Source organism: Nocardia sp. NPDC055050, assembly GCF_053608345.1.
In genome coordinates this window covers 81,411-105,871 of record NZ_JBSGVG010000023.1, presented here as the reverse complement: position 1 = coordinate 105,871, position 24,461 = coordinate 81,411, and the positions used below count along the sequence as shown (strand labels likewise).

Annotated in this window: 21 protein-coding genes and 1 tRNA gene; 12 read left to right on the top strand and 10 right to left on the bottom strand. The window is 68.6% G+C overall.

Going from position 1 to position 24,461, the window contains the following annotated elements:
- The first annotated feature begins 206 nt into the window (after nt 1-206).
- Nucleotides 207-836, top strand: a complete 630-nt coding sequence (locus ACWGCN_RS23280) for a transglycosylase SLT domain-containing protein (RefSeq protein WP_378659547.1) — start codon at nt 207-209, stop codon at nt 834-836.
- A gap of 76 nt (nt 837-912) precedes the next feature.
- On the top strand, nt 913-1,251 hold the full coding sequence (locus ACWGCN_RS23275; RefSeq protein ID WP_378994536.1) for a hypothetical protein: 339 nt from the start codon (nt 913-915) through the stop codon (nt 1,249-1,251).
- A gap of 9 nt (nt 1,252-1,260) precedes the next feature.
- Here the strand turns inward: ACWGCN_RS23275 and ACWGCN_RS23270 are convergent, their stop codons facing one another.
- Nucleotides 1,261-1,881 carry a LysE/ArgO family amino acid transporter gene (locus ACWGCN_RS23270; RefSeq protein WP_379313857.1) on the bottom strand — a complete coding sequence of 207 codons (621 nt, stop codon included), beginning with the start codon at nt 1,879-1,881 and terminating at the stop codon, nt 1,261-1,263.
- Nucleotides 1,882-1,953: 72 nt separating this feature from the next.
- Between ACWGCN_RS23270 and ACWGCN_RS23265 the strand changes: the two genes are divergently transcribed.
- On the top strand, nt 1,954-2,847 hold the full coding sequence (locus ACWGCN_RS23265; protein WP_452458744.1) for a LysR family transcriptional regulator ArgP: 894 nt from the start codon (nt 1,954-1,956) through the stop codon (nt 2,845-2,847).
- Nucleotides 2,848-2,859: 12 nt separating this feature from the next.
- On the opposite strand, the gene ACWGCN_RS23260 is transcribed toward ACWGCN_RS23265, so the two are convergent.
- The 4 genes from ACWGCN_RS23260 to ACWGCN_RS23245 form a co-directional block, all read right to left on the bottom strand.
- Entirely contained in the window at nt 2,860-2,991 is a 132-nt protein-coding gene (locus ACWGCN_RS23260) for a hypothetical protein (RefSeq protein WP_378994542.1), read from the bottom strand.
- 23 nt (nt 2,992-3,014) lie between these two features.
- Nucleotides 3,015-3,821: an alpha/beta fold hydrolase gene (locus tag ACWGCN_RS23255; protein ID WP_378994544.1), complete on the bottom strand. Its 807-nt coding sequence runs from the start codon at nt 3,819-3,821 to the stop codon at nt 3,015-3,017.
- 59 nt (nt 3,822-3,880) lie between these two features.
- Nucleotides 3,881-4,729 (bottom strand): hypothetical protein, encoded by an 849-nt coding sequence (locus tag ACWGCN_RS23250; protein ID WP_378994546.1) that lies wholly within the window; start codon nt 4,727-4,729, stop codon nt 3,881-3,883.
- Nucleotides 4,730-4,794: 65 nt separating this feature from the next.
- Nucleotides 4,795-5,259, bottom strand: a complete 465-nt coding sequence (locus ACWGCN_RS23245; RefSeq protein ID WP_378994548.1) for a MarR family winged helix-turn-helix transcriptional regulator — start codon at nt 5,257-5,259, stop codon at nt 4,795-4,797.
- Nucleotides 5,260-5,330: 71 nt separating this feature from the next.
- Between ACWGCN_RS23245 and ACWGCN_RS23240 the strand changes: the two genes are divergently transcribed.
- Complete coding sequence (locus ACWGCN_RS23240; protein WP_378629850.1) at nt 5,331-6,308, top strand: pirin family protein; 978 nt, start codon at nt 5,331-5,333, stop codon at nt 6,306-6,308.
- Between the two features lie 134 nt (nt 6,309-6,442).
- Nucleotides 6,443-6,739 (top strand): excalibur calcium-binding domain-containing protein, encoded by a 297-nt coding sequence (locus ACWGCN_RS23235; RefSeq protein WP_378629849.1) that lies wholly within the window; start codon nt 6,443-6,445, stop codon nt 6,737-6,739.
- A gap of 67 nt (nt 6,740-6,806) precedes the next feature.
- On the opposite strand, the gene ACWGCN_RS23230 is transcribed toward ACWGCN_RS23235, so the two are convergent.
- On the bottom strand, nt 6,807-7,082 hold the full coding sequence (locus tag ACWGCN_RS23230; protein WP_379313854.1) for a DUF3618 domain-containing protein: 276 nt from the start codon (nt 7,080-7,082) through the stop codon (nt 6,807-6,809).
- A gap of 34 nt (nt 7,083-7,116) precedes the next feature.
- On the opposite strand from ACWGCN_RS23230, the gene bcp reads away from it, so the two are divergent.
- On the top strand, nt 7,117-7,590 hold the full coding sequence (gene bcp, locus ACWGCN_RS23225; RefSeq protein ID WP_378994552.1) for a thioredoxin-dependent thiol peroxidase: 474 nt from the start codon (nt 7,117-7,119) through the stop codon (nt 7,588-7,590).
- Here bcp and ACWGCN_RS23220 read toward each other — a convergent pair.
- Nucleotides 7,587-8,312 (bottom strand): TetR/AcrR family transcriptional regulator, encoded by a 726-nt coding sequence (locus tag ACWGCN_RS23220; protein WP_452458743.1) that lies wholly within the window; start codon nt 8,310-8,312, stop codon nt 7,587-7,589. The genes bcp and ACWGCN_RS23220 overlap by 4 nt on opposite strands.
- A 110-nt stretch (nt 8,313-8,422) precedes the next feature.
- Here ACWGCN_RS23220 and ACWGCN_RS23215 point away from each other — a divergent pair, with 110 nt between their 5' ends.
- Both ACWGCN_RS23215 and ACWGCN_RS23210 read left to right on the top strand, forming a co-directional pair.
- A complete protein-coding gene (locus tag ACWGCN_RS23215; protein WP_452458742.1) occupies nt 8,423-9,385 on the top strand; it encodes an ATP-binding cassette domain-containing protein in 963 nt (320 codons plus the stop codon).
- Nucleotides 9,382-10,149 carry an ABC transporter permease gene (locus ACWGCN_RS23210; RefSeq protein WP_379313851.1) on the top strand — a complete coding sequence of 256 codons (768 nt, stop codon included), beginning with the start codon at nt 9,382-9,384 and terminating at the stop codon, nt 10,147-10,149. The genes ACWGCN_RS23215 and ACWGCN_RS23210 overlap by 4 nt, the downstream gene beginning before the upstream one ends.
- 48 nt (nt 10,150-10,197) lie before the next feature.
- Here the strand turns inward: ACWGCN_RS23210 and ACWGCN_RS23205 are convergent, their stop codons facing one another.
- Entirely contained in the window at nt 10,198-11,418 is a 1,221-nt protein-coding gene (locus ACWGCN_RS23205) for a hypothetical protein (protein WP_452458741.1), read from the bottom strand.
- Between the two features lie 319 nt (nt 11,419-11,737).
- On the opposite strand from ACWGCN_RS23205, the gene ACWGCN_RS23200 reads away from it, so the two are divergent.
- Nucleotides 11,738-12,358 (top strand): TetR family transcriptional regulator, encoded by a 621-nt coding sequence (locus ACWGCN_RS23200; RefSeq protein WP_378994773.1) that lies wholly within the window; start codon nt 11,738-11,740, stop codon nt 12,356-12,358.
- A 13-nt stretch (nt 12,359-12,371) separates the two neighbouring features.
- Here the strand turns inward: ACWGCN_RS23200 and acpS are convergent, their stop codons facing one another.
- Both acpS and ACWGCN_RS23190 read right to left on the bottom strand, forming a co-directional pair.
- A complete protein-coding gene (gene acpS, locus ACWGCN_RS23195; protein WP_378994563.1) occupies nt 12,372-12,800 on the bottom strand; it encodes a holo-ACP synthase AcpS in 429 nt (142 codons plus the stop codon).
- An 11-nt stretch (nt 12,801-12,811) separates the two neighbouring features.
- The gene (locus ACWGCN_RS23190; protein WP_452458740.1) at nt 12,812-22,138 is read right to left on the bottom strand and encodes a fatty acid synthase subunit beta domain-containing protein; all 9,327 of its coding nucleotides are present in this window, start codon (nt 22,136-22,138) and stop codon (nt 12,812-12,814) included.
- A gap of 373 nt (nt 22,139-22,511) precedes the next feature.
- Between ACWGCN_RS23190 and ACWGCN_RS23185 the strand changes: the two genes are divergently transcribed.
- The 3 genes from ACWGCN_RS23185 to ACWGCN_RS23175 all read left to right on the top strand — a co-directional run bounded on the left by ACWGCN_RS23185 (nt 22,512) and on the right by ACWGCN_RS23175 (nt 23,989).
- A tRNA-Leu gene (locus ACWGCN_RS23185) sits at nt 22,512-22,593 on the top strand.
- Between the two features lie 132 nt (nt 22,594-22,725).
- The gene (locus tag ACWGCN_RS23180; protein WP_452458739.1) at nt 22,726-23,109 is read left to right on the top strand and encodes a hypothetical protein; all 384 of its coding nucleotides are present in this window, start codon (nt 22,726-22,728) and stop codon (nt 23,107-23,109) included.
- 112 nt (nt 23,110-23,221) lie between these two features.
- Complete coding sequence (locus ACWGCN_RS23175) at nt 23,222-23,989, top strand: alpha/beta fold hydrolase (protein WP_452458738.1); 768 nt, start codon at nt 23,222-23,224, stop codon at nt 23,987-23,989.
- Nucleotides 23,990-24,461 lie beyond the last annotated feature (472 nt).

Genomic DNA, 24,461 nt, shown 5'->3' with positions numbered 1-24,461 from the left:
TCTCCCCGCAGCCAGCTGTGGAGCACCGTGCGGCGCCAGCGATGAACTGCCATCGAGCGTTCGTCCCCCGACAGTGTCGCACCTTCCCATACAGACAGAAACAACGCATCGCCTGACCGGCGTGTACTCCCGTGCGCGCTGCGCGATCCATCGCGCCCTGATGCAGGGCCTGCGTCGCCAGACAGAGATGAAGGAACAGAAAAGCCATGCTCAACAAAGACAAGCTCAGCACCGTTATCGGCCGTCGCTCGCGCCGTGAGGCGTTCACCGTGGCAGTCGCCGCGGTCGGCCTGGTCGCCGTAGCCGCGTCCTCCGCCGTCTCGTTCGCCGACGACAGCGTTCCCGAGCGTGCCGCCATGGTCGTCGAGCAGGCGGAGAACATCCCCGCCGTCGGCGCCGCCCCCGCCATCCAGGCCATCCCGGCGCCCGCGCCGCAGGCCGCCCCCGCCCCGGCACCGGAGGCCGCCCCGGCTCCCGAGGCCGCCCCGGCCCCGATGCCCGAGGTGAAGTCCTACGAGGACAACCTGCACGGCTGGATCACCGAAGCGCTCGACATCATGGCCGCCAAGGGCATCCCCGGCAGCTACGAGGGCATCCACCGCAACATCATGCGCGAGTCGACCGGCAACCCCCAGGCGATCAACCTGTGGGACTCCAACGCCGCGATGGGCATCCCCTCCAAGGGCCTGCTCCAGGTGATCGACCCCACCTTCGCGACCTACCACGTCGAGGGCACCCCCTTCGACGTCTGGAACCCCGTGGCCAACATCGTCGCGGCCTGCAACTACGCGGCGCAGCGCTACGGCTCCATGGACAACGTCAACTCCGCTTACTGAGCAACCTGACGGGTGAACGCCCGCGCCCCGGTCATCGCCGACCGGAGCGCGGGCGTTCCGTCGTAGAATCGCCGTCGTGCCAGACAGCGCCGATCAGGCACCCGATCACGCGCATTCCGACGCGGCCACCGCCAGCCGCGTCGCCAAGGCCCGCCGCATGGCCGCCTACGTCTGGTCACGCGATATCCGCAGCGCCGAACTGCTCGCCCTGCCCGCGGCCACCCTGCGCAAGCTGGCCCGCGCCGCCGACACCAATCCGCCGAGCACCGGCGAAACCTGGCAGGTGGTCGCCGACCTCCTCGACCAGAAGGACGCCTGGGCGGCCCGCAACCCCGGGCACGCCGCCGCGGTGCGCACCCACGCCGACGAGAAGCTGCTGTGGGTCAAGCCCCCGGTGAAGCCGTGGGAGTCCTAACACTGCGCCTCAGGCGAGCAGCAGGCCGACGGCCAGCGCGAGCATGACCACGGCGATCAGCGAATCCAGGACACGCCACGCGCTCGGGCGCGCGAAGAGCGGACCGAGCCGGCGAGCACCGTAGCCGAGGGCGCCGAACCACAGGACGCTGGCGAGCATGGCCCCGGCGGCGAGGAACCAGCGGTCGGGCGCCGCGTAGGTGCTGGCGAAGGAACCGAGCAGGACCAGCGTGTCGAGATACACGTGCGGATTGAGCCAGGTCAGCGCCAGACAGGTGAGCACGGACGCACCGACGGCCACCGAGGCACCCGCCGCGTCGGTGATCAGGGTCGACGAACCGAGGGCGCGCCGAGCCGCCAGCAGTGCGTAGCCGACCAGAAAGGCCGCCCCCGCGTACCGGGCGACGGTCAGCACCGCCGGAAACGACTCGACGACCGCCCCGAACCCGGCCACGCCCGCGCCGATCAACACGATGTCGGACACCGCGCACACCGCGATCACCGGCAACACGTGCTGCCCACGCACCCCCTGACGCAGCACGAACGCGTTCTGCGCGCCGATGGCCACGATGAGCGAGAGCCCGAAGCCCAATCCGGAGAGGGCGGCCGACGCCGCCGATGATGCCGTCACAGCTCTCGACGTTAAGAGTCAGTCAATTTACAGTCCAGCTAATGATTCTTCACTACCATTAGAGTTGCTTCAGTGGATTTCCAACTGGACCAGTTGCGCGCTCTCAACGCCGTCCTCACCGAGGGCACGTTCGACGCGGCCGCCCGTCGGCTCGACCTCACCCCGTCGGCCATCAGCCAGCGAATCAAAGCGCTAGAGGAATCGGCGGGACGTGTGCTGGTGCAACGCTCGAAACCGGTGCGCCCCACCGAATCCGGGCTCGCGGTGCTGCGTCTGGCCCGGCAGGTGGAATTGCTCGCGGGCGACACCGCGCGCGAACTCGGCGATGCCGACCGCCCCGCCGACCGGCCGATCCGCATCCCGATCGCCGTCAACGCCGACTCCCTCGAATCGTGGGTCATGCCCGCGCTCGCGAGCGTGCCCGCCGGGATCTCCTTCGACCTGCACCGCGAAGACGAGGAACACACCACCCGGTTGCTGCGCGACGGCACGGTGACCGCCGCGATCACCGCCACCGCCACACCGGTGCAGGGCTGCACCGTGACCCCGCTGGGGGCGATGCGCTACCGCCCCACGGCGACACCGCGGTTCGTCCGCACCTGGTTCCCCGACGGCCCGACCTCCGCCGCGTATGCCCACGCGCCCGTCGTGCACTTCGATCGCAAAGACGATCTCCAGCTCCGCCAGCTACGCCGGCGCACCCGTCGCCAGGTCGATCCGCCGGGTCACTACGTGCCCTCGTCGAGCGCGTTCGCCGATGCGGTGCGGCTCGGCCTCGGCTGGGGCATGCTGCCCGACCTGCAAACCGGGAAAGACCGCACCGCAGGCACTTTGGTCAACATCGACGGTGATTCCCACATCGATGTCCCGCTGTACTGGCAGCAGTGGAAGCTGCACTCCCCCGCCCTCGCCGCCGTCGCCACCGCGATCGCCGCGGCCGCCGCGTCGGCGCTGACCACGAGCTGACCGGCCCTCGGCTCAGGCGTCGTCGAGATCCGGGACCAGGCGCAGTCCCCACTGATTGGCGCAGTTGGTACACACCCACGTCCCGTTCATCTCCCGATAGGTGAACGTGTCGTCACAGGCGGGGCAGTTCGGCGAATCGGTCATCGAAGATCCTTGTGAGTGGTGAATTATCGAGCAGCGGAGAGGAATTCGATCAGGATGCGGTTGACCTCGTCGGGCCGCTCCAGATATCCGTAGTGCCCGCACCGTTCGATCTCGGTATAGGTGGCGGTCGGGATCGCCTCGGCGACCTCCCGGCAGAACCGCGGCGGCACCATCTGATCATCGGCGAACCCGACCACCAAGCTGGGCACCGAGATCCCCCGATAAGCCTGCCGCCGGTCCTGCGACCGATCCATTGCCGCTTGCGCCCGAGTGCCGGGGGTTCCCTTCCCCGAGGTGAATTCGAAGATATCGAGCCACTCCTGCGCCTTGGCCGGATCGGCCAGAGTGTGTGGCGACAGATTGATCATCGCCTTGACGGCGGCCGCGTATTCCGGCGGTAGCTGAATCCCCTTGTCGAACAACGCCTGCTCGCCCTTGCTGAGGGTGCTCGTCACCGGATACGGCCGCGCGGTGGCGGCGAACATGACCGCCCGGCGCAGCAACTCCGGCCGGGCCAGCGCGAGTTCGGCGACGATCCGCGAGCCCATCGAGGTGCCGACCACATGCGCCGGAGCCCCGAGGTGCTCGATCAGCGCGGCGGTATCACCGACCAGCTGCGCCATGGTGATCCCCGAAGCCGACTCCGACGACGGCGCGATCCCCCGATTGTCGACAGTGGCGACGGTGAACCCCGCCTTGACCAGGGCGGGCACCTGATAGGTGCGCCAGACACGTCCAGGACTCCCACTACCCATCACGAGCAGGACAAGCGGTCCCGAACCGGTGACGTCGTAGCTGAGCTGGATGCCGTTGAGCGAGGCGATGGGCATATCTCAACGTACCGCCACGACAGGGCGGGCTCGACATCGAGGACAGCCACGCACCTGCCTCAGCTCACCGCGGCGAAATAGGCGGTGCGAACGGCGACAGTCGCGGGCGCGGGGAAGTCGGGTGCGCCGGATCCGAGTGGCCCGATCCTGACCTGCCAGGTGCTGGTCGAGGTGTCGATGGCGGTGCGGGCGGTGGACGGCTGGAGGACGACGTCGTTGCCGCCGTCGCAGGAGTAGGCGCCGACCAGGCCGTCGGAGCGGCCGCCCCAGGCGCCGCCGACGCGGATGCGGCAGTGGCGGCCGTCGGCGAGTTCGAGTGCCCACGGCTCGGGCGACGCGGTTTTGCCGATATCGGCGACCGGCGGGTCGACGGTGTACCGGCGCAGTCCGCGCTGCCACGGATCGTTCGCGCACAGCAGGGAGGCCTTGTCGGGAGCCGCCCAGCACACGTTGGCCGAGTCGGCGGAAGCACCGCATTCGTAGATGCCCGCGGTGGTGGCCGAGCGGCTCGGCGACATGTGGGAGCAGTCGAGGACGCCGACCGGAGTGGAGCCGGACACGGTGAAACCGTTGGACGGCTGACCCGCGGCGTCGACGGCGACCAGCGAGACGACGTCGGTCGCGACCGGCGGCTGTGGCGCGGTGGTGCCGGGGAGGCTGCTCGGTGCGCCCTGACCGGTCGGGCGAGGGCCCGGCGTCGTCGGAACGACGGTGATCACCGGCGACCGATCCGGCGCGGTCGTCGGACCGCCCGCACCGGGCAGTTCGGTGGCGGGCGCACCAGAACCCCAGGAGCCACCGCGAGCGGTCGTCGTCGCCGGTTGCGCGGTGCCGTCTTCGGTCGAGCACCCCGCGACCGACAACGCACACAGCATGCCCATCGAAACGATGTATCCGGCTGTCTTCATGCCACCACCCCTGCGTGCGAAGTTCGAGCCCTGTCTACTGCGCATCGGGTCGGTGGCCCGAATCGTTAACCGGCCGAATCGCTTCGGGCCTCACTCGCCGCGATCACTTTGCCTGCCAGCGAGCGGATCGCCGTGCTCTCCGCGTCGGTCATCCGGTCGACGAACACCTCCCGCACCAATTCGACATGCTCGGGTGCGGCCTCGCGCAACACCGTGCGGCCGGCCTCGGTCAGCGACACGACGATTCCGCGCGCGTCGTCCTCGGCCTGCACTCGATCGACGAGTCCGCGAGCGGCCATGCGGGCCACATGCTTGGACAACCGGGACTTGTCCCAGCAGACCTGGGCGGCCAGCTCCTTGGCCCGCAGGCATCCGTCGGGTGCCGCCGACAGCGGGACCAGCAGCTCGTAGTCGGCCATCGATAGTCCGTATTCGCCCAGACCCGCGGCCAGGACGGCGTCGAGTCGCTGACGCATGAGGATGTAGGACTGCCATGTCTGCTGCTCTTCTTCGGACAACCATCTGGGCACGGGAATGATTCTAGAACTCTGTTGGTTGACATGGAAACCAACAGCTTGACGAAGCTCCCAGGAGGCACCCCATGCCAGCTATCACCGTCGACGACATCATGGTGCTGCCCCGGCTGCCCCGCCCCGATGTCACCGAGACCCAGCGCCCGGTTCGCCAGATCGTCACCGCCGCGCGCCAGCAGGAGGGCGCCGGCTTCGAGGTGACCCGGCCGTTCCCCAGCGTCGACCTACGCTCGGCCGACCCGTTCATCCTGCTCGACCAGATGGGCCCGGTCGCCTACGAGCCGTATGCGGCCAAGGGCGCGCCGTGGCACCCGCACCGTGGCTTCGAAACCGTCACCTACATGCTCGACGGCACCATGGTCCACCACGATTCCCAAGGTGGCGGCGGCGTCATCGGCGAGGGCGACACCCAGTGGATGACCGCGGGCTCGGGCATGCTGCACGACGAACTGCCCGAGGAGAAGCTCGTCATCTCCGGCGGCACGTTCCACGGAATCCAGCTGTGGGTGAACCTGCCGCGGGCGAACAAATTCGCCACCCCGCGCTACCAGGACCTGCGCGCGAGCGAACTGACCCTGGTGAGCTCGCACGACGGCGGCGCGCTCGTGCGCGTCATCGCCGGTGAGTTCGCCGGTTTCTCCGGCCCCGGCTCCACCTACACCCCGATCGCCTACGCGCACGCCTCGCTCGTCCCCGGCGCCCAGCTGGAGACGCCGTGGCCGAAGGACTTCACCGCGATGGCCTATGTGCTGTCGGGCAGCGGCACGGTCGGCGTCGATCGCAGGCCGATCAGCGCCGGGCAGCTGGTGGTCTTCGGCAAGGGCGACGCCCTGACCCTGACCGCCGATCTCACCCAGCACAGCACCACCGGCGATCTCGAGGTCCTGCTACTCGGCGGAACTCCGTTGCGCGAACCGGTGATTCAATACGGTCCGTTCGTGATGAACACTCGCGAGGAAATCATCGAGGCGATGGAGGATTTCAACGCGGGTCGCATGGGCACCATCCCGGCCGAACACCTGACCGGGCGCAGACTGGGTGAATAACCGACCGAGACTCCCGGCGAATCCTCGGGTCGCGTGCGGTTGACAATCGGTCGCCCCGTCACAAAGGTGGACGGGGCTACCGGCCACATCGTGGCCGTGACCACACCCGAACCGCAGCAGACATAGAGGAATTCATGAACGTTCGTCGGCTCACCGTCAGCCTTGCCGCCGTAGGGCTCGCCCTGATCGCCGCTCCCGTCTCCCACGCCGACCCGGTATCGGGCTCGGCGGGTACCGGTTCGTCCAGCTTCGACTCCATCCTCGGAGCGACCGGCTCGGCCAACCTGGTCCAGTCCGGTTCGGCCGGTGGCGCGTTCCGCAGCTGCGACGACGCGATGGCCGCAGGCCGCGCGCCGCTGTTCCGTGGCGAGCCGGGCTACTCCCCGCACCTCGACCCCGATGGCGACGGCCTGGCCTGCCCCACGCAGTAAAGCCACAAAAAACACCCGATGTGACTCGTTGGCACATCGGGTGTTTTTTGTTGTCCGGCCTGCTGATTCAGCGGCGGAAGATCTTGATCAGCACCAGGCCGGCCACAAGGGCGCCCGCTCCGATCAGCGTGTATTTGACCTTCGGCTCGTTCAACTTGGCGACCACCATCGTCTTGGTGTCTTCCGCGATCCGTTGCGGATCCGCGCGCACCGCCAGTTCGTCGAGCGTGGTCGCCAACCGGGTACGCGCGATCTCGATCTCGCGTTCGATCCGGTCGGTGTCGTCCTTGGCCACCGTCACCTCCAGGTATATGTCTTGCTGCTCGTCACCGAGTCTATCCATGCGCCTCGCGGACCCGGTCGGTTACCGTGCGGTGGTGACCGACAACCATCGCCTCTCCCCCGGAGACACCGCCCCCGAATTCACGCTGCCCGACGCCGACGGCAAGGACGTGTCGCTGTCGGATTACCGCGGCCGCAAGGTGATCGTCTACTTCTACCCCGCCGCCAGCACCCCCGGCTGCACCAAGCAGGCCTGCGACTTCCGCGACAATCTGGCCGAGCTGGGCGGCGCGGGCCTCGAGGTGCTCGGCATCTCTCCCGACAAGCCCGCCAAGCTGGCCAAGTTCCGCGACAACGAGAACCTGACCTTCCCGCTGCTCTCGGACCCCGAGCGCGAGGTGCTCAAAGAATGGGGCGCCTTCGGCGAGAAGATGATGTACGGCAAGACCGTGACGGGTGTGATCCGCTCGACGTTCGTGGTCGACGAGAAGGGCAAGATCGAGGTTGCCCAGTACAACGTCCGCGCCACCGGGCACGTCGCGAAGTTGCGCCGCGACCTGTCGGTCTAGTCGCCGAAGGTGGCGATGAAGACCTCGTAACCGTCGAGCAAACGGGCGAGGCCGAACTCGAAGTCGGCCCTCTCCCAGTCGATATCGTCATCGTCGAACGCGGCATGAGAGAGGGCGGCCGACACCGAGGGGAAGCGCTGCGGGTCGAGCACCCTGGCCATCACCGAGGCGAAGTCGCCGCCCTCTTCCTCCTGTAGATCCCGGAGGAACCGCCGTTTACCGACCACGAACATCGACACGTTCATCACCAGCTGGAGCTTGATCGGCTCCGGCACGGCCGCCTCGGCGAGAACCTGCAACGCGGTTTCGAGCCAGGCCATGTTGTTCGGCCCCATCGGCGGCCTGCTCAGCGGGATGTCCAACCACCACAGATGACGGCCGAGCCGCTCGAACTCGGCCAGCGCCCACCGCTCGAGACCCACCCGCCACGGCGTTCCCGCGGCGATCTCGGGCGGGGCCCCCACCACGCGATCCATCAGCAGGTCGACCAGCGTGTTCTTGCTGTCGACGTACCGATACAGCGACATCGCGGTGAAGCCGAGCTGCTTGGCGACCCGATTCATCGACAGCGCCGCGAAACCCTCCGCATCGGCCACTTCGGTCGCGGCGTCGAGGATCTGATCCAGGGTGAGCCCGCGTTTGGGCCCCCTGCCGCCGGGTTGCTCGCGCCCCCACATCAGCTCGACCGCTTTCGGTAGCGCCATGTCGCCGGACGTCGCCATCTGCCTCCTCTGCTCGCCTCGACTCTAACCCGCGCGCTCTTGCGCTCAAGAACTGTTTAGCCTATAAACTGTGTTTATTACATAAACAGTTTCTCGATCGGAGAGAACTCATGACATCGCCACCACCGCCCGCACTCTCGATCCGCCGATTGCACAAGACCTACGGCTCCCATGTCGTCCTGGACGACCTCGACCTGGACATCACCGCGGGCACCGTCTTCGCCCTGCTCGGACCCAACGGTGCGGGCAAGACCACGCTGGTCCGCATCCTGGCCACCCTCAGCAAGCCCGATCGCGGCGACGTCAGGCTCTTCGAACACGACCTGGCGCAAGCCCCCGATACGATCCGGCGCCTGATCGGCGTCACCGGTCAGTACGCCGCCGTCGACGGGGTACTCACCGGCGCCGAGAACCTGCGCCTCACCGGCAGGCTGCTGCACCTCGGCAAGGACGAGACCCGACGCCGTGGCGACGTACTCCTGGAACGCTTCGACCTGGTCGACGCCGCCGACAAACCGGTCGCCTCCTACTCGGGCGGCATGCGGCGCAGGCTCGACCTCGCGATGAGCCTGATGGGTGAGCCACGCATGGTCTTCCTCGACGAACCCACCACCGGCCTCGACCCACGGAGCCGACGCGATCTGTGGTCCGCCATCAGGGAATTGGCGGCCGAGGGGACAACCATCCTGCTCACCACCCAGTACCTGGAGGAAGCCGATCAGCTCGCCGACCGGATCGCCGTACTCGACCACGGCCGGATCGTCGCCGATGGCACCCCGGCCGAACTCAAACGCCTCGTGCCGGGCGGCCACATCCGGTTCCGCTTCGCCGATCGCGGACTGCTGACCGCCGCGACCGACGCGCTCGACACCGCGACCGGCGCCCACCCCGATCCCGAACAGCTGACCCTGCAGGTGCCCTCGGACGGCAGCGCCGTCGAGATCAAGCGGCTACTCGACCGTTTCGCCGAACTCGATATCGCGATCGAGCAGCTCACTGTCCACACCCCCGACCTCGACGACGTGTTCTTCGCGTTGACCGGTCAGCCCGGACGAAGCGAGGTCGCGGCATGAACGCCACGCGCACACTGCAGGATTCGGCCACCATGCTGGACCGCAATATCCGCCACACGCTGCGCAGCCCCGACACCATGATCATGACGGTCGTGCTGCCGGTGATGATCCTGCTGATGTTCGTATTCGTCTTCGGTGGCGCGATGGATGTGGGTCCCGGCGCCTACATCGACTACGTGGTACCCGGAATCATCCTGCTGTGTGCGAGTTTCGGGGCGTCCACCACGGCGCTCGCGCTGTCCACCGACGTGGCCGAGGGCATCATCGACCGGTTCCGCACCATGGCCATCGCCCGGTCGGCGGTACTCACCGGGCACGTCGCCGAGAGCGTGATCCGCAATCTGATCACCTCCGCGATCGTGATCGGGGTGGCGGTGGTGCTCGGTTTCCGCCCGACCACCGATCCACTGCGCTGGCTGGGTGTTTTCGGGGTGCTGGCGATGTTCGTGTTCGCGCTGTCGTGGTTGGCGGCCGCGTTGGGCCTGCTCGCCCCGAACCCGGAGGCGGCCAACGGCTTCACCTTCGTGTTCATGTTCCTGCCCTATGTGAGTTCGGCGTTCGTGCCGACCTCGTCGATGCCGACGTGGCTGCACTGGTACGCCGAGAATCAGCCGGTGACCCCGGTGATCGAGACGCTGCGCGGGTTGTCGATGGGCACGCCGATCGGCAACAGCTGGGTACTCGCGGTGCTGTGGTGTGCCGGCATCGGGCTCGTCGGGTACATCGCCGCGGGGGCGCTGTTCCGTCGGCAGAGCAACGTCTGAGAACCACGAAGGGGCAGCGCGTGCGCTGCCCCTTCGTGGTGGAGACGATCAGTCGGCGGACGCCGTGTGCGGGCCCTGCGGCATGGGCGCCTGCGCGGGCTGCATCCCGAGCGGAATGCCGGTGCCGGGCAGGGTCGGTGCGGCGGCGGGAATCTGCGGAACCCCGGGAACAGCGGGTTCGAGCGGAAGCGGGTCTTCCTGTGGCGCGTCCCCGTACAGCTGGGTCGGGTAGTCGAGCGGGAACTCGCCCGGGTTCACCAGTTGCGGATTCGGCGACACCGTTTCGTACGGCGACGTGGGCGATTCTTCCACCGGGCTCACCTGCAACCCGCTACCGGAACCCACACCGCCGCTCGACCCGGACTCCACCGAGGCGGCTTCATGTGTCTGGGGGGCTTGCGGAATGACCGGCGCCGACGCGGCACCGGGCTCCGACGACACGGCCGTGTTGTCGACCGCGGGCGGTCCGCTGTTGATCACCGCGTACGAACCACCCGCCACGAGCCCGCCCGCGAGCACACTCGCCGCCGCGGCGACCATCGCCGTCCCACGCTTGGACCGCGACCCGGTCGAGATCGGCACCACGACGGTATCGCCGAGCGCGACCAGCGCGGCACCGGCGGCGGGCGCGAACGGCGCCAACCGGCACGGCAGCACCGGCACCCCGAATCCGGCGACCGCGTCGCGCACCGCGGGTGCGTCCGACGACGAGCCGACCAGCACCACCGCGGCCGGCTTCACCGACGCCGCCTCGAACTGATCCCACCCCGCCGACACTCCGGCGCGCAATGCGTCGGGTGTGGGTGCGCCGGTCTGCGAGTAGGCGGCGAGCACACGGTGCCGACCCTGGTCGATCAGTGTCATCGCCTGGTAGCCCGGCACCGCCTCGTAGACGAGCAGATTGTCGAACTCGTCGAGCCAGGTCATCGCGCCCGCGACGAACAGATGCGACGATTTCGCCGAAACCAGCGAGGCCGTGCGCCATTGGGTCTCCGCCAGGCGGGTCACGATCGCGCGCCGTTCGACGGCGTCGCGGTAACTCACTGCCACCCCGGCGATCTCGTGCTCGTCGTCGAGCTCGGTCGCGATCGCGTCGAGGGCGGTGTGTACCGCTGCCGCCACTTCGGCCTTACCGTCTCCGTTGGCACGGACGGTGCGCCGCAGCAGCATCCGATCCGTGAGAGTGACGCCCGATTCGGCGAACGCCACCGCGTGCACGGCTCCCCGTTCGGTGCTGACGCCGAGGGTTACCACAGATCCTGCTGCCACAAGTCTTGCCTTCCCCTGTGCGAAACGGTGCGGGACGGGACCACGCAGGGTCCGTCACTTCGCGGTAGGTCTGGTGCGGCGTGAGCTGGCTAGCCGCGAATAAGCGTGCAGATAGACGCACACTTATCTGATGATTCGTCACCGGTCAGGGCATGGATGGGTCGGGATTTCAGCCAGTTGTTGACACGCTGTCGGTAGAGGCGTGTCGCGGATCTGTGTATACCGCTAGCCTGGATGGGTGGAAGTACACGCGCAGGCCCGGTCACCGCAGAGCCGTCCGGACCCTGCGCTGGAATTGCAGGACGACCCCCAGGAGTTGATGCCGCGCAAGCGGCCGACGCAGGAGCGCAGCAAGCGCAAATTCGACGCGCTGCTGGCGTCCTCGCGCGAGTTGCTGGTCGAGGTGGGTTTCGAGTCGTTCACCTGTGAAGAGGTCGCCCAGCGCGCCGAGGTGCCCATCGGCACGCTGTATCAGTTCTTCGCCAACAAGTACGTGATCGTCTGTGAACTCAATCGGCAAGACCTGGTTGCGGTTTCCCGCGAGCTGGCCGACTTCCACGGTGAAGTGCCCTCACTGGACTGGTTGCGGCACATGAACCAGTTCGTCGACCACATGGCGAACCTGTGGACCACCGACCCGTCACGACGCGAAGTGTGGCTGGCGATGCAGTCGACCCCGTCCACACGCGCGACAGGCGCGTTGCACGAAAAGGAATTCGCCGCGGTCGTCTCGCAGATGCTGCGGCCGCTGACCCCGCGCACCCCGCGCGCCCGGCGCACGATGATGGCCGAAGTGCTGGTGCACGTCGTGTATTCGATGCTGAATTTCTCGGTACAGGAAAACCAGTCGAATACCGACGCGGTCGCCGAACTCAAGCGCCTCATGGTGGCGTATCTACTGGTGGCGGAAAAAGAATCGCGAACCGCCGAGGAACACTAGCGGTTCGCGATTTCTAGCCCCGGCCGTCGATCAGATCGGCCAGTTCGCCCGGGTCTTCCAGCACCACCATCGCCGCGGCGGTATCACCGTCGTGGGTCAGGGACAGGTGCACTCGGACGCGGGGCAGGAATTCCGCGGCGAGGCCGTGGAGTTTGATGCTGGGCCTGCCCCACGCGTCGTTGACGACTTCGATGAGCGGATACGGGTTGTCGCCGATCTGCGGACTGCGGGCGAAACGAGACGATGCCCAGGCTTTGAGCACCGCCTCCTTCGCGGCCCAGCGTGCGGCGAAGCTGCGGTCCGGGTCGGTCTGCTTGCTCTGGCAGTAGCGACGCTCACCAGCGGTGAATGTCTCCCTGAGCATGGTCGACCCGGGCCGTTGCAGCTGTTCGGCGAACTCGGAGATGGTCACCAAGTCCAAGCCGATACCGAGAATCGTCACAAAGCGGCAGCCTACGACGCTTCGGTCGGCTGCGGGGTGATTTGCCCGGTGCCGCAACCCCATCCGCTCGCGCTGTAGACGCCGTCGCTGTCCAGACGCGCCTGCGGCGAGAGCAACATGTCGGCCTCGAGCTGACGGATCTGCTTGGCCGGCGTGCCGTCGGCGCCCAGTCGACGATCAGCGGGCTTCTCGTACAGTGCCGACCCGCCGCACATGGCCTCGGCGAACCGCTGCCTGCCCGCGAGCTGACGCGTCTGCGCCCGCTCCTGGTACTCCGCCCGCGCGGCCGGTTCGATGGCGGCCAGGAACGCCTGCGGATGCACCACCGCGAGCAGACCGGACACGTGACCGAAGCCGAGCGAGGTCACCAGACCCGCCTTCAGCGCGAACTTCTCGCCGAAGCGCAGCGGCTCACGCGCCCACACCAGGTGCGGGTAGCCCGCCATCTTCTCGTCGACGCAGTCCAGGCTCCGGTTCGGCGGCACCACACCGTTTTCCAGCACCTGGCACAGGCCGATGAGCTGGAACGCCGCCGCGCCGCCCTTGGCATGTCCGGTGAGGCTCTTCTGCGAGACCACGAACAGCGGTGCGCCCTCGGTACGACCCAGCGCGCCCGCGAGCCGCTCGTGCAGCTCCGACTCGTTGGGGTCGTTGGCCGCGGTGGAGGTGTCGTGCTTGGAGATCACCGCGATGTCGTCGGGGGTCACACCGAGCTTGCGCAGTTCGGCCGCCAGTCGCGACTCGCTGCCGCCGCGCCCCGCACCCAATGCGCCGAGACCCGGCGCCGGGATGGAGGTGTGCACGCCGTCGGCGAAGGACTGGGCGAAGGCGACGACGCCGAGCACCGGCAGACCCATCTGCACGGCCACGTCACCACGGGCCAGCAGCACGGTGCCGCCACCCTGCGATTCCACGAACCCGCCGCGGCGGCGATCGTTGGCGCGGGAGAAGTAGCGGTCGCTGATTCCCTTGGCGCGCATGCTCGCCGAGTCGGCGGTGGCCGACATGTCACCGAAGCCGACGATGCCTTCGATACCCAGGTCGTCGAAGCCACCGGCGACCACGACCTCGGCCTTGCCGAGCCGGATCTTGTCGACGCCTTCCTCGACCGAGACCGCCGCCGTGGCGCACGCCGCGACCGGATGCACCATGGCGCCGTAGCTGCCGACGTAGGACTGCACCACGTGCGCCAGGGCGACGTTGGGCAGTGCTTCCTGCAGGATGTCGTTCGGGCGCGGTTCGCCGAGCAGGTTGTCGACGTAGAGCGAGCGCATCGAGGACATGCCGCCCATGCCGGTGCCCTGGGTGTTGGCCACCAGGCTCGGGTGCACCCAGCTCATCAGCTCGTCGGGGCTGAAGCCCGCGCCGACGAACGCGTCGACGGTGCAGACGATGTTCCACAGCGCGACCCGGTCGATCGAGGCGGCCATGTCGGCCGAGACGCCCCAGATGGTGGGATCCCAGCCGGTCGGGATCTGACCGCCGACCACACGCGACAGCTTCGCCTTGCGCGGCACCCGGATCTCGGTGCCCGCCTGACGAGTCACGGTCCAGTCGCTGGAATCGGCGACCGGCGCGATGACGGTGTGCTCGGGATCGGCGGTGTGGAAGGCGCGTGCCTCCGCCTCGCCGGCGACGGTGAACGACAGGTCCTGATCGAGGAACACCGAGGTGAGGAGCGGGGCCGCGTTGTCGAGCATCGCGCCGTCGTCTTCGTAGCGGCGCACACCGCAGCGTTCGACCACGGTGTCGTGGTAGCGCTGCGCGACCTCCGATTCCGGCACGAAGTCGCCGGATTCGGTGTCGTACCAGCCGGGCTTCGGTTCGTTCTCCCAGCGGATCAGACCGGTGGTCCAGGCCAGCTCGAGCACGCCGGCGGCCGACAGTTCGTCTTCGACCTCCATCTCGAAGCGGGTGCGCGAGGAGCCGTACGGCCCGAGCTCACCGGCGCCGACGATCACGACCATGTCGCTCAGCTCCGCGGTGACCGGGGCCCATTCCGGCACCGGCAGTGCCGAACTCAGGGTCGGCGGTGCGGGCAGTGCGGCGATCGTCGCGACGGTGGCGGCTTCTTCGACCTTCTCGGCCGCGGCCTCCTGCGCCTGCTTGGCGAGCGCGGGCAGGTCGAGCTTGGCACGCGCCAGACCACCGGTGAGGTCGATCTGCTGCGGACCGGTGATGGTCACCTGGCGGGCACGCGAGGTGCACCACTTGAGCAGTTCGTCGGCCATCTCGTCGGTCGACCAGGTGTGCACACCCGCCTTCTCGACGGCCTCGACCATGGGGTCGTTGTGGCCCATCAGCCCGGTGCCGCGCACCCAGCCGATCAGCGCGTGCACCAGGGTGACGCGTTCGGCCCAGGACTTCTCGGCCTTCCACTTCAAGACCACCGCGTCGAGGGCGGCCTTGGACTCGCCGTACGCGCCGTCGCCGCCGAACAGGCCACGGTTGGGCGAACCCGGCAGCACCACATGCAGTTTCGCGTCGACGTCGTGGTCGGCGCCGAGGGCGGACAGGCCGCCGATCAGCCGTTCCACCGACCACAGCAGCACGCGCATTTCCATTTCGGCCCGAGCGCCCGCGTCGGCGAGGTCGCCGGCGACGCGCGGCGCCGCGAACGGCAGCAGCATCGTCGGGGTCATCGCGTCCTTGACCTTGATCTTGGCGCCGCCCGCGTTGTCGACCTGTTCGGTGCCGACCCAGTCGATCAGCGCGTCGAGGTCCTGGTAGGAGGCCATGTTGGCCGGGACCACCCACAGCGCCGCACCGTGGCGGGCGTTGTCGCGGTAGAGCGAGCGGTAGAACCGCAGCCGCTCGTCGTTGAGACCCGACGTGGTGACCACCACGGTCGCGCCGCCGGACAGCAGCTTGCCGGTGACCGCTGCCGCGATGGAACCCTTGCTGGCGCCGGTGATCACGGCGAGGTCGTCGGACCACAAACCTGGCTCGGTGGTGTCGAGCGCGGTCTTCGCGATCTGCGCGTACACCCCGGCCAGCACCGAACGGGCCTCGTGCATGGCCCGCTGCCGCCACCAGTTCGCCTGGGCGGCAACGGCTTCACCGGCGCCGGCGAATCCGTCGATCGACTGTTCCGCGGTGGTGGCGTCGTCGCCGAGCCACATCTTCGCGAGATCCTCGCGGGCGGTGGCCCACCGGTCGTCGATGAGAACGGCCTTGCGGGCGTCGAACGCGGGCGCGACCAGACGCGGCCAATCCGAACCCAATTCGGCCGAGACGAGGTCCGCGAGAGTGTCGGCAGTCGCCTCGGGAGCGCTGATCTTCTCGCTGAGGCCGAGTTGTTCGAGTACCACCCGCGCCGCGGTGGCGAGCACGCCGTCGCGTCCGGTGATCTGCTCGGTGAACTCGCCGAGCGCCGCCGCGTCGACGGTGCCGCCTGCCGCGCCACCCGCCGAGGGCAACGAGACCGAGACACCGCGCCGTGCCGCCACGGCCTGCACGGCCGCGTCGATGGCGGCGTCGACCGATGCGGCGTCACCGAGCGCACCACCGGCGAGACCGCCGAGGTCACCACCGCGCACGCTGGCGCCTTCGCGGGTGCCGAGCGAGACCTCCGCGGTGACGTGGCTCGCCCAGCCGTCGCCGAGCTCCCAGACCTTCTTGACCCGGTCGGCGATGGCGGCGGGCCGCTTGCCCGACGGGCCGAAGACCTTGCGCAGGTGGTCGCCGATGGAGTCGGTGAGCACGCTGCCGAACGGCTTGTAGGTGCGGGCCAGGCGTTCGACCGTGGCCGCCAGCGCGCCCATGTCGGCGTCGGCGGCACCGTCGATGGCGCCGAGGGACAGTTCGGCGCCGAGGTCGACGAGCAGCTGGTTGCGGCGCGAGGAGACACCGTCGCACAGGCCCTCGATGGTGTCGACCGGGCCGATCTGGTCCATCCGCAGCTTCGTCCACAGCGCGATGAGCACACGGGTGGCGTCGGCGGCGCTGAAGGCGATGTCGTCGGGGCGCGGGCCGCCGGTCGCCACCGGAGCGGCGGCGGCGACGGGTGCCGCCGTGGCCGGTGCGGCCGCGGCTTCGACCGGGGTCTCGTCGATGTCGTCGACCGGGGCCGGATCGGTATCGGTGGAGTAGACGACCGCGGCGTCACGTTCGACGTTGACGACCTCCACGGTCGCCCCGCCGAACGCGGGCAGCTTCAGCGTCTGCGAGGCCAGGTTCGCCACCGTCGGGGTGGCGCCGAGGCCGATTTCGACGAAGCGCTCGACCCCGAGACCGCCGTGCGCGGTGTCGGTGAACAGCAGATCCTGGGTCTCGATCCAGCGCACCGGGCTGGCGAACTGCCAGGCCAGCAGCTCGATCAGCACCACCCGGCACAGCTCGGCATCGCGCGTGGCCCAGCTGTCGAAGTCGGCCAGCACGGCTACGAGCGGCTCCGAGGGCACGAGTTCGGCGATCTCGGCGAGGAACGCGCGATCCAGGGAGAACGGGCGTGGCACCAGGTTCGGAATGTAGCGTCCGACCAGGACTTCCGGGTGCACCTCGGCGGGCAGCAGCTGCTCGAGCTTGTGCCGGAACTCCGGCACACCGTCGCGCAGCACCGAGGAGTGGAACGGCACGTCGATGCCGGGCACCAGGATGAAGGCCCGCTTGCCACCGAATTCCGCACGGCGGCGATCGATTTCGGTCTCGAGCGCTTCGAGCCCGGCGACCGTGCCCGCGATGGCGTACTGGGAGCCGCGCAGGTTCAGGTTCACCACCTCGAGGAACTCGCCGGTCTCGGCGCCGATGCCGTCGACGAAGTCGATCACCTCGGCGTCGGGCAGGCCGATCTGCGACGGGCGGATGGCGGCCATCCGATAGTCACTGCGGCCCTGCGCGTCACGCGGCACGAGCTCGTGCATGGCCGAGCCACGCTGGAACACCACCTCGAGCACGGCCTCCAGCGGCAGCACACCGGCGACGGCGGCGAGGGCGTTGTACTCGCCGACCGAGTGACCGGCCAGCATCGCGCCTTCGACGAACGCGCCCGCTTCCCGCAGTTCGGCGACCTGGGCGACACCGAGGGTGGCCATGGCGACCTGGGTGAACTGGGTCAGGTGCAGCACGCCGTCCGGGTGCCGATGTTCGACACCGCGCGCCTTGAGGTAGGTCGGGTTGTCGCGCACCACCGCCAGGATCGAGAAACCGAGGGCTTCGCGGGTGTGCGCGTCGGCACGCTCCCACACCCGCTTGGCCGCCTTCGAGCGGGTCAGCGCGTCCAGGCCCATCCCCTTGCGCTGGATGCCCTGGCCCGGGAAGGCGTACACGGTCTTCGGGGCGGCGGTGCGCCCGGTCGCGGTCATGACCAGGTCACCGTCGACGCGGCAGGAGACCTCGACGATCTCGGCGCCCGCGTCCACCGCGATCCGCTCCACCCGCACGTCCACGGTCGCGCCGGGGCGCACCATGCCGAGGAACCGGGTGGTCCATGCCGTGAGAGTGCGTGCGGGAACGGAGCTTTCGGGATCCACGGCGACCACCGCGTGCTGGGCGGCGGCCGAGAGCCACATACCGTGCACGATCGGGCTGCCGAGGCCGGCCAGCTTGGCGGCGGCCTCGGAGGTGTGGATCGGGTTGTGGTCACCGGAGACCGCGGCGAAGGCGTGCATGGCGCGCGGGGCGGCCATCTGCACGTCGCGGCGACGGCGGCGCGGGGTGTCGGTGGCGGTGCCGGACACCGCACCGGCCGCACGCGGCGGATCGGTGAGCTCGCCCGCGCCGTTGCGGCCGCGGATGGCGAAGCGTTCGACGAGTCGGGCCAGCGGGGTGGCGTCGAGTCCCTGATCCAGGATCAGGCCGATGTTCACCACGACCTCGACCACGCGGCCCATGTCGGTGTCGACCACCGCGCCACCTTCGGCGCGAACGACAAGAATGCTCGTCTCGGAGGGCAATTCGTTCAGCAGTTCGACCTGGTGATCGAGGTGGACCAGGTCGAGCATGCCCTCGATGACGCAGCCACCGACCGGGGTGCGAGCCGCGCCGAGCACCGCGAAGACCGCGGGCCAGCAGGCGCCGACGAGCACATCGGGGGCGGTGCGACCGAGGGTGCTGAGGGTGTCGGGCAGGCCGGAGCCGGTGACACCGGCGTGGTCGGCGATCAGGTCCGGCATCCACGCCAGATTGAGGTGCGCCACACCGGCTTTCACCTCGGGCAGCGACTTCCCGGCGGCAACGCCGAGCAGTGCCGACATCGCGATTTCGGCGTCGGCGTCGGTGATCACCGGCGCGCCACCGGAGTACACGCTCGCCGGCACGGTGATGCGGATCCGCACGGAGTCGCGGGCCAGCGGCACCGAAAGCTCCACGTAGCTGAATTCGCTTTCGGGCCCGGTGGTTTCGGTCAGCGTGGCACCGGTGCTCTGATGCACCGCGCTCCCCTGCTCGACGGTCCACTCCGAGACGTCACCCAGGCGGTGCACCGGGTTGACGGTGGTGCGACCGGCCCACTGCACATCGGGGGCGGCGAGCACGGTGTCGATCGCTCCCGCCACCACACCGGCGACGCGACGCGCGTCCACCGGCTCGGGGACGACACCGGCCCTGACCAGGCTGTACGCGGTGTCCTGTTCGAAGCGGTCGAGCAGTTCGCCGACCGGCTCGTCCACGCGGGTGATGCCGGCGACAGCGACGGTGCCGGGGATGACGCACACCTGATCGGCCGAGTAGCGCGGATCATGGGCCTGCCACAGCGAGTCCGAACGCCACCAGCGGCGCACATCGGCGTCGACGACGGGCACGAAATTCACCGGCTTGCCCGGCGTCTTGCACAGGGAGACGAAGAACGGCACGTCGGCCGGGTGCAGCACGGTGTCCGCGACGGTCGGGTACTGCTTCTTCAGCTCGCACAACGCCTGCACGGGGTGCTCGAAGGCGTCGTTGTCGGCGAACAGGGTTTCGATCTCGCCGCTGTCGGCCGGGTTGAGCCGGGATTCGGTGCGGCGCATCATCTCCGCGAACCGGTCGCGCCAGCTGATGTCGAGCCAGTCCGAGCGGGTGGCGTCGCGGATCGCGTCACCGATATCGCTGCCGCAGTCGAACGAGATCGGCACCTCGCTCGACACAGCCAGCGAGACGTAGCGTTCCAGCCACTGCTGGTAGGTCATGGTGGCGATGTCGCCGAAGTAGGGCTTGGCGGTGGCGTCGAGCGCCGCGATGATCTCGGCGCGACGGCTCGCCACGGCCTCTGCATCGCCCGCGACCTCGTCGAGCAGGCGACCGGTGCGCGAGGCGGCGTTGTCGATCTCGTGGATGTCGGCGCCCAGCTGGCTGCGCCCGGAGGCCATTCCGCCGCTGGCGGTGCCCGCACCGACCCAATCGGGGGTGCCGGGGGTATCGACCAGCAGCTGCTTCACCGCGGGGGCGGTGGTGGCTTCCAGGGTCGCCATGGCCGCGGTGCCGACGAGCACACCGTCGAGGGGCATGAGCGGGTAGCCGTGGCCGGTGGACCAGGTGCCGGTGAGGTAGTCGGTGGCGCGTTCGGGGGTGCCGATGCCGCCGCCGACGCAGATCACCACATTGGCCTGGCTGCGCAGCTGGGCATAGGTCGCCAGCAGCAGGTCGTCGAGGTCTTCCCAGGAGTGGTGCCCACCCGCCTTGCCGCCTTCGATGTGCATGATCACCGGGTAGTCCGGGACAGCGTCGGCGATGCGCAGCACGGCCTTGATCTGGGCGACGGTGCCCGGCTTGAACGCGACGTGGCTGATGCCGGCCTCGGACAGCTCGCCGATCAGCGCGACGGCCTCGTCGAGTTCGGGGATGCCCGCGGTGACGATCACGCCGTCGATCGGCGCACCCGCGGCCCGCGCCTTCTGTACCAGGCGCTTGCCGCCGAGCTGCAGCTTCCACAGGTAGGGGTCGAGGAACAGCGAGTTGAACTGCACCGCGCGGCCCGGTTGCAGCAGCTGACGCAGCTCGCTCACCCGGTCGGCGAAGATCTGCTCGGTGACCTGTCCGCCACCGGCCAGCTCGGCCCAGTGGCCTGCGTTGGCCGCGGCCGCGACGATTTTCGCGTCGACGGTGGTCGGGGTCATGCCTGCCAGCAGGATCGGCGAGCGACCGGTGAGCTTGGTGAACGCGGTCTCGACGACGATGCGGCCGTTGGGCAGACGCACCGGCTTCGGCGCGAACGCCGACCACGGCGTCGACGCCTCGGGCGCGGCGCCCGGGGTGAGCAGGCTGCGCTGACCGGCGCGGGTGGCGGCGGCGACCACACCGACACCGGTGCCCTTGAGCGAGCCGCCGGTCACCCGCGAGAGCAGGTCGCCGGGGCCCAGGTCCAGGATCCACTGCGCGCCCGCGTCGACCACGGCGTCGACGGTGGCGACCCAGTCGATCGGGTCGACGAGCACCTGCTGGGTCAGAGCGGCGGCGAGGTCGGCGTCGATCTCGCACTGACGGGCCCAGCCCGCGACCAGTTCGACCGTCTCGGCGAGTGCCGGGTGGTGGAAGGCGACGTCGACGGCGATGTCCTCGAACACGGGCGCGAAGACCGCACCACCGCGGGCCTTGCTCTCGCGCTCACGGGTCTGCTCGTCGTGCAGCTGCGCGCAACGCGTGCGCACTCGATCGATCTGCGCGGGCGCACCCGAGAGCACGACGCGCTTGCGCCCGTTGCGGATCGACACGACCGCGGCGACCGCGGGGTCGACTCCGTCGGCCACCTCGGCAACGATCGCCCGCAGCTGTTCGGGATCCACGTTCGACACCGCCACCATCGGCGAGCGCTCGCCCACCGGCATCAGTCCGCGCCTGCGCGCGACGAGCCCGGCAGCGGCGCCGACGAGCTGGGCGATGGCCAGCAGCTCCGCGTCACGCGTGCCGCCCGCTTCGACCGCGGCGGCGGCGAACAGCCCCTGCGAGTGTCCGACGATGGCGACGGGAGCGTGCTCGACCGGGTCCAGGCCCTGCAAGCGCAATGCCCTGGTCGCGGCGAGCTGGGCCAGCAGTACGCCGGGCATGGACACAGCCACCGAGCGCAGCACCGCGTCCGAGGGCGCCGAGGACGGCTCCTCCGGCTCGTCGAGCTCGCTCTCGAGCACCCAGCCCATCGGGTCGAAACCGCCGGGGCGCACCACCAGCAACTGCGTCGCAACCGGCTCGAGCAGCACGGCCGCGTCGTTGACCAGCGCGGTCAGCTCGGGCTCCAGCGCGCTGTCGCGCCCGATCTCCTCGAGCTCGCGCAGCCACTGCGCACCCTGTCCACCGAACGCCAACGCGTATCCCGCCCCGTTGCGCAGCTGCTCCAGCAGCGCCGCGCGGACACCTCTCGCCTGGCCACGACCATTGGCGCTCGCGGTCGCTCCCATGCCGATTTCGGTGCTCTCGTTGATCGTCAAGACGCTCGACTTCCTTCTCCTGGCGTGTCGCCCACCGACGGCACGCACACGTTTCCGGCAGCCCCTCGGGCCTGTTGAGAGCCACAATCGCACAAAATCATGAGGAAAGCCTCACGTTTCCGGCCCGGTAGCGGGCTACTCCCCAGTATTTCTGCACGCCCGTACCGAAATCTTCTGAAACATGACGCAGCCTCATGTTTGAACGCGCAGGTCCGGCCTGTTACCCGAGTTCTCAAACATGAGTGCCCCTCACATTGAGAGTTACCGAATCGTTATAACCCCAGGTCGTGTTACCCACGAGTACGCCACGCCGCCCCAACGCTTCGCGAAGCCCGATTCGCCCGGTAGAGTTTGGACGGTCGTACACATCCAAGCGCGAGTGGCGAAATTGGCAGACGCGCCAGATTTAGGTTCTGGTGTCCACGGACGTAGGGGTTCAAGTCCCCTCTCGCGCACAGATTTGTGGCATCTATGCCACTTTCCAGCCTGTTCGGCGCCCTCTGTGCCGGGTGCGGTGAACGCCGGGGATCGAGCCCGTCGTTTCGCCGCAGACCCCGCTCCAGGAACGCATCCACGGCCCGCTGCCGGTGCGTTTCATCCCCCGCACAACCGACCCGGAGATCATCTACGGCTTCGCTGTCGTGGGTGATGCGGGCCGTGTCACCGACCGCGACGACTACATCTGGGGACGGGTCAGCGAGTCACTGCCCTGGGTGGCCACGCAAGGTGTTACCGCCCACTGGCTGCGTCACACCACGTTGACCTGGGTCGAACGAACTTTCAGCTATGCCGTGGCCCGTGCTTTCGCCGGACACCGTGGTAAGAGTTCCGGCACTACCGACACCTACGTCAAGTCGTACTTGCACGAAGTCGCTGCCGCGCTCGCGGTACTCACCGGCGAGCCGCACCCGCTTGCGCGCGGTGTCGGGCACCCGGCTGCGACTGTCGAACTCGGCCACCGGACCATCTGAAAGGCATTGCTACGCCTGAGACCTAAAGCAACACGGACCGGCGGGTCTTGCCCGCCGATCCGTGTTGCTTGGTTGGGGATGAATGTCAGTGGGGGCTGGAACAGTTGTCGCTATGGATGTACGAACCGTCGTTGTCGCAGGTGCCTCGCTATCCGTTGAACTTTCCGGGCGAAAGACGTTGCCCCCGCTTCTGCTCCTCCACGGCGGAATGGGGAGCACCGCCGATTTCGCCGAGCTCGTGCCCCTCCTTGCACATGACCGCCGGGTGATCTGCCTGGACAGTCGCGGACACGGACGCTCCACCCTGGGCGACGTGCCGTTGAGCTATCAGCGCCTCGAGTGGGATGCGCTCGCTGTCCTGGACGAGCTCGGCGTCGCGCGTGCCGACGTGATGGGATTCAGTGACGGAGGCATCGCAGGGCTCCGACTCGCCGCGCATCACCCGGAAAGGGTCGGGATGCTGTTCACGATCGGTTCGGACTGGACCTTGCCAGAGGCGAGCCGCGCGTTCCTGTCGCAGGTCACCCCGCAAGGGTGGCGCGACCGCAACCAGAATGGCCCGTACTCCGAGGCGGCCTACACCGCGAAGAACCCGGAGCCTGACTTCGAACGGCTGGTCAGGGAGAACGTGACCATGTGGATCGACGACACCAATGCGACCGGATACCCCGGCGAGGACATCCGGAAGATCAGCGCCCCGATCGTCATGATCCGCGGCGCCGACGACCGCCTCTCCAGCCACGATCTCGCCGTCGCTCTACTGCAGATGCTTCCAGGGTCCGCGCTGCACGAACTCCCTGACGCCGGACACGAAGTCGCCGCCAGCCGACCCGCCGCCGTCGCCGAGATCGTTCGTCAGGACCAGACTTACACGGTCTGAGAATTGCCTCGTGATTCAAGGACTGTCGCTGCATTGATGTTCAGCGGTTGCTCGGTTACGTGGTGGTGGTCGGCGAGGATTCTTCCCATGGAGTTCTTCTGCCACCACCATGACCGAACCGGATCGATGACGCTCCGACGCGAGCTGCTGGCGCAGCCCTGAACTTAGAAGGATCAGTTCGATAATGTGCCACCCCATGGCAATTGGCCAGCAGGCTACTGGCCGATTGCACCGTCCACGAGTGCTACTTTCAAAACGCAAGGTGCGGTGAGCGCTGGTCATCCCGCCGCATGCCCCGCTTCAGGAACGCATCCACGGCCCGCTGCCGGTGCGCTTCATCTCCCGCAACCGTCCCCGGAGATCATCGACGGCATCGCGGTCGTAGGTGATGCGGGCCGTGTCACCGAACGCGTGGCGCTCTTGGCGCTGGGATGGCTACCGGGCAGCGGCTGGCAGTGTCGCGCCGAGAGAA

What these genes read in the sequence shown, in the direction of transcription:
- ACWGCN_RS23255 (WP_378994544.1), bottom strand. Translation starts at nt 3,821, where the DNA reads ATGCCCATCGCCTCGCTCAACGGCATCCAGCTCAGCTACGACGTCACC.
- ACWGCN_RS23215 (WP_452458742.1), top strand. Translation starts at nt 8,423, where the DNA reads ATGACATCGCCACCACCGCCCGCACTCTCGATCCGCCGATTGCACAAG.
- ACWGCN_RS23280 (WP_378659547.1), top strand. Translation starts at nt 207, where the DNA reads ATGCTCAACAAAGACAAGCTCAGCACCGTTATCGGCCGTCGCTCGCGC.
- ACWGCN_RS23250 (WP_378994546.1), bottom strand. Translation starts at nt 4,729, where the DNA reads ATGAAGACAGCCGGATACATCGTTTCGATGGGCATGCTGTGTGCGTTG.
- ACWGCN_RS23260 (WP_378994542.1), bottom strand. Translation starts at nt 2,991, where the DNA reads ATGACCGATTCGCCGAACTGCCCCGCCTGTGACGACACGTTCACCTAT.
- ACWGCN_RS23210 (WP_379313851.1), top strand. Translation starts at nt 9,382, where the DNA reads ATGAACGCCACGCGCACACTGCAGGATTCGGCCACCATGCTGGACCGC.
- ACWGCN_RS23220 (WP_452458743.1), bottom strand. Translation starts at nt 8,312, where the DNA reads ATGGCGACGTCCGGCGACATGGCGCTACCGAAAGCGGTCGAGCTGATG.
- ACWGCN_RS23230 (WP_379313854.1), bottom strand. Translation starts at nt 7,082, where the DNA reads ATGGATAGACTCGGTGACGAGCAGCAAGACATATACCTGGAGGTGACG.
- ACWGCN_RS23240 (WP_378629850.1), top strand. Translation starts at nt 5,331, where the DNA reads ATGCCAGCTATCACCGTCGACGACATCATGGTGCTGCCCCGGCTGCCC.
- ACWGCN_RS23235 (WP_378629849.1), top strand. Translation starts at nt 6,443, where the DNA reads ATGAACGTTCGTCGGCTCACCGTCAGCCTTGCCGCCGTAGGGCTCGCC.
- ACWGCN_RS23175 (WP_452458738.1), top strand. Translation starts at nt 23,222, where the DNA reads ATGGATGTACGAACCGTCGTTGTCGCAGGTGCCTCGCTATCCGTTGAA.
- ACWGCN_RS23200 (WP_378994773.1), top strand. Translation starts at nt 11,738, where the DNA reads ATGCCGCGCAAGCGGCCGACGCAGGAGCGCAGCAAGCGCAAATTCGAC.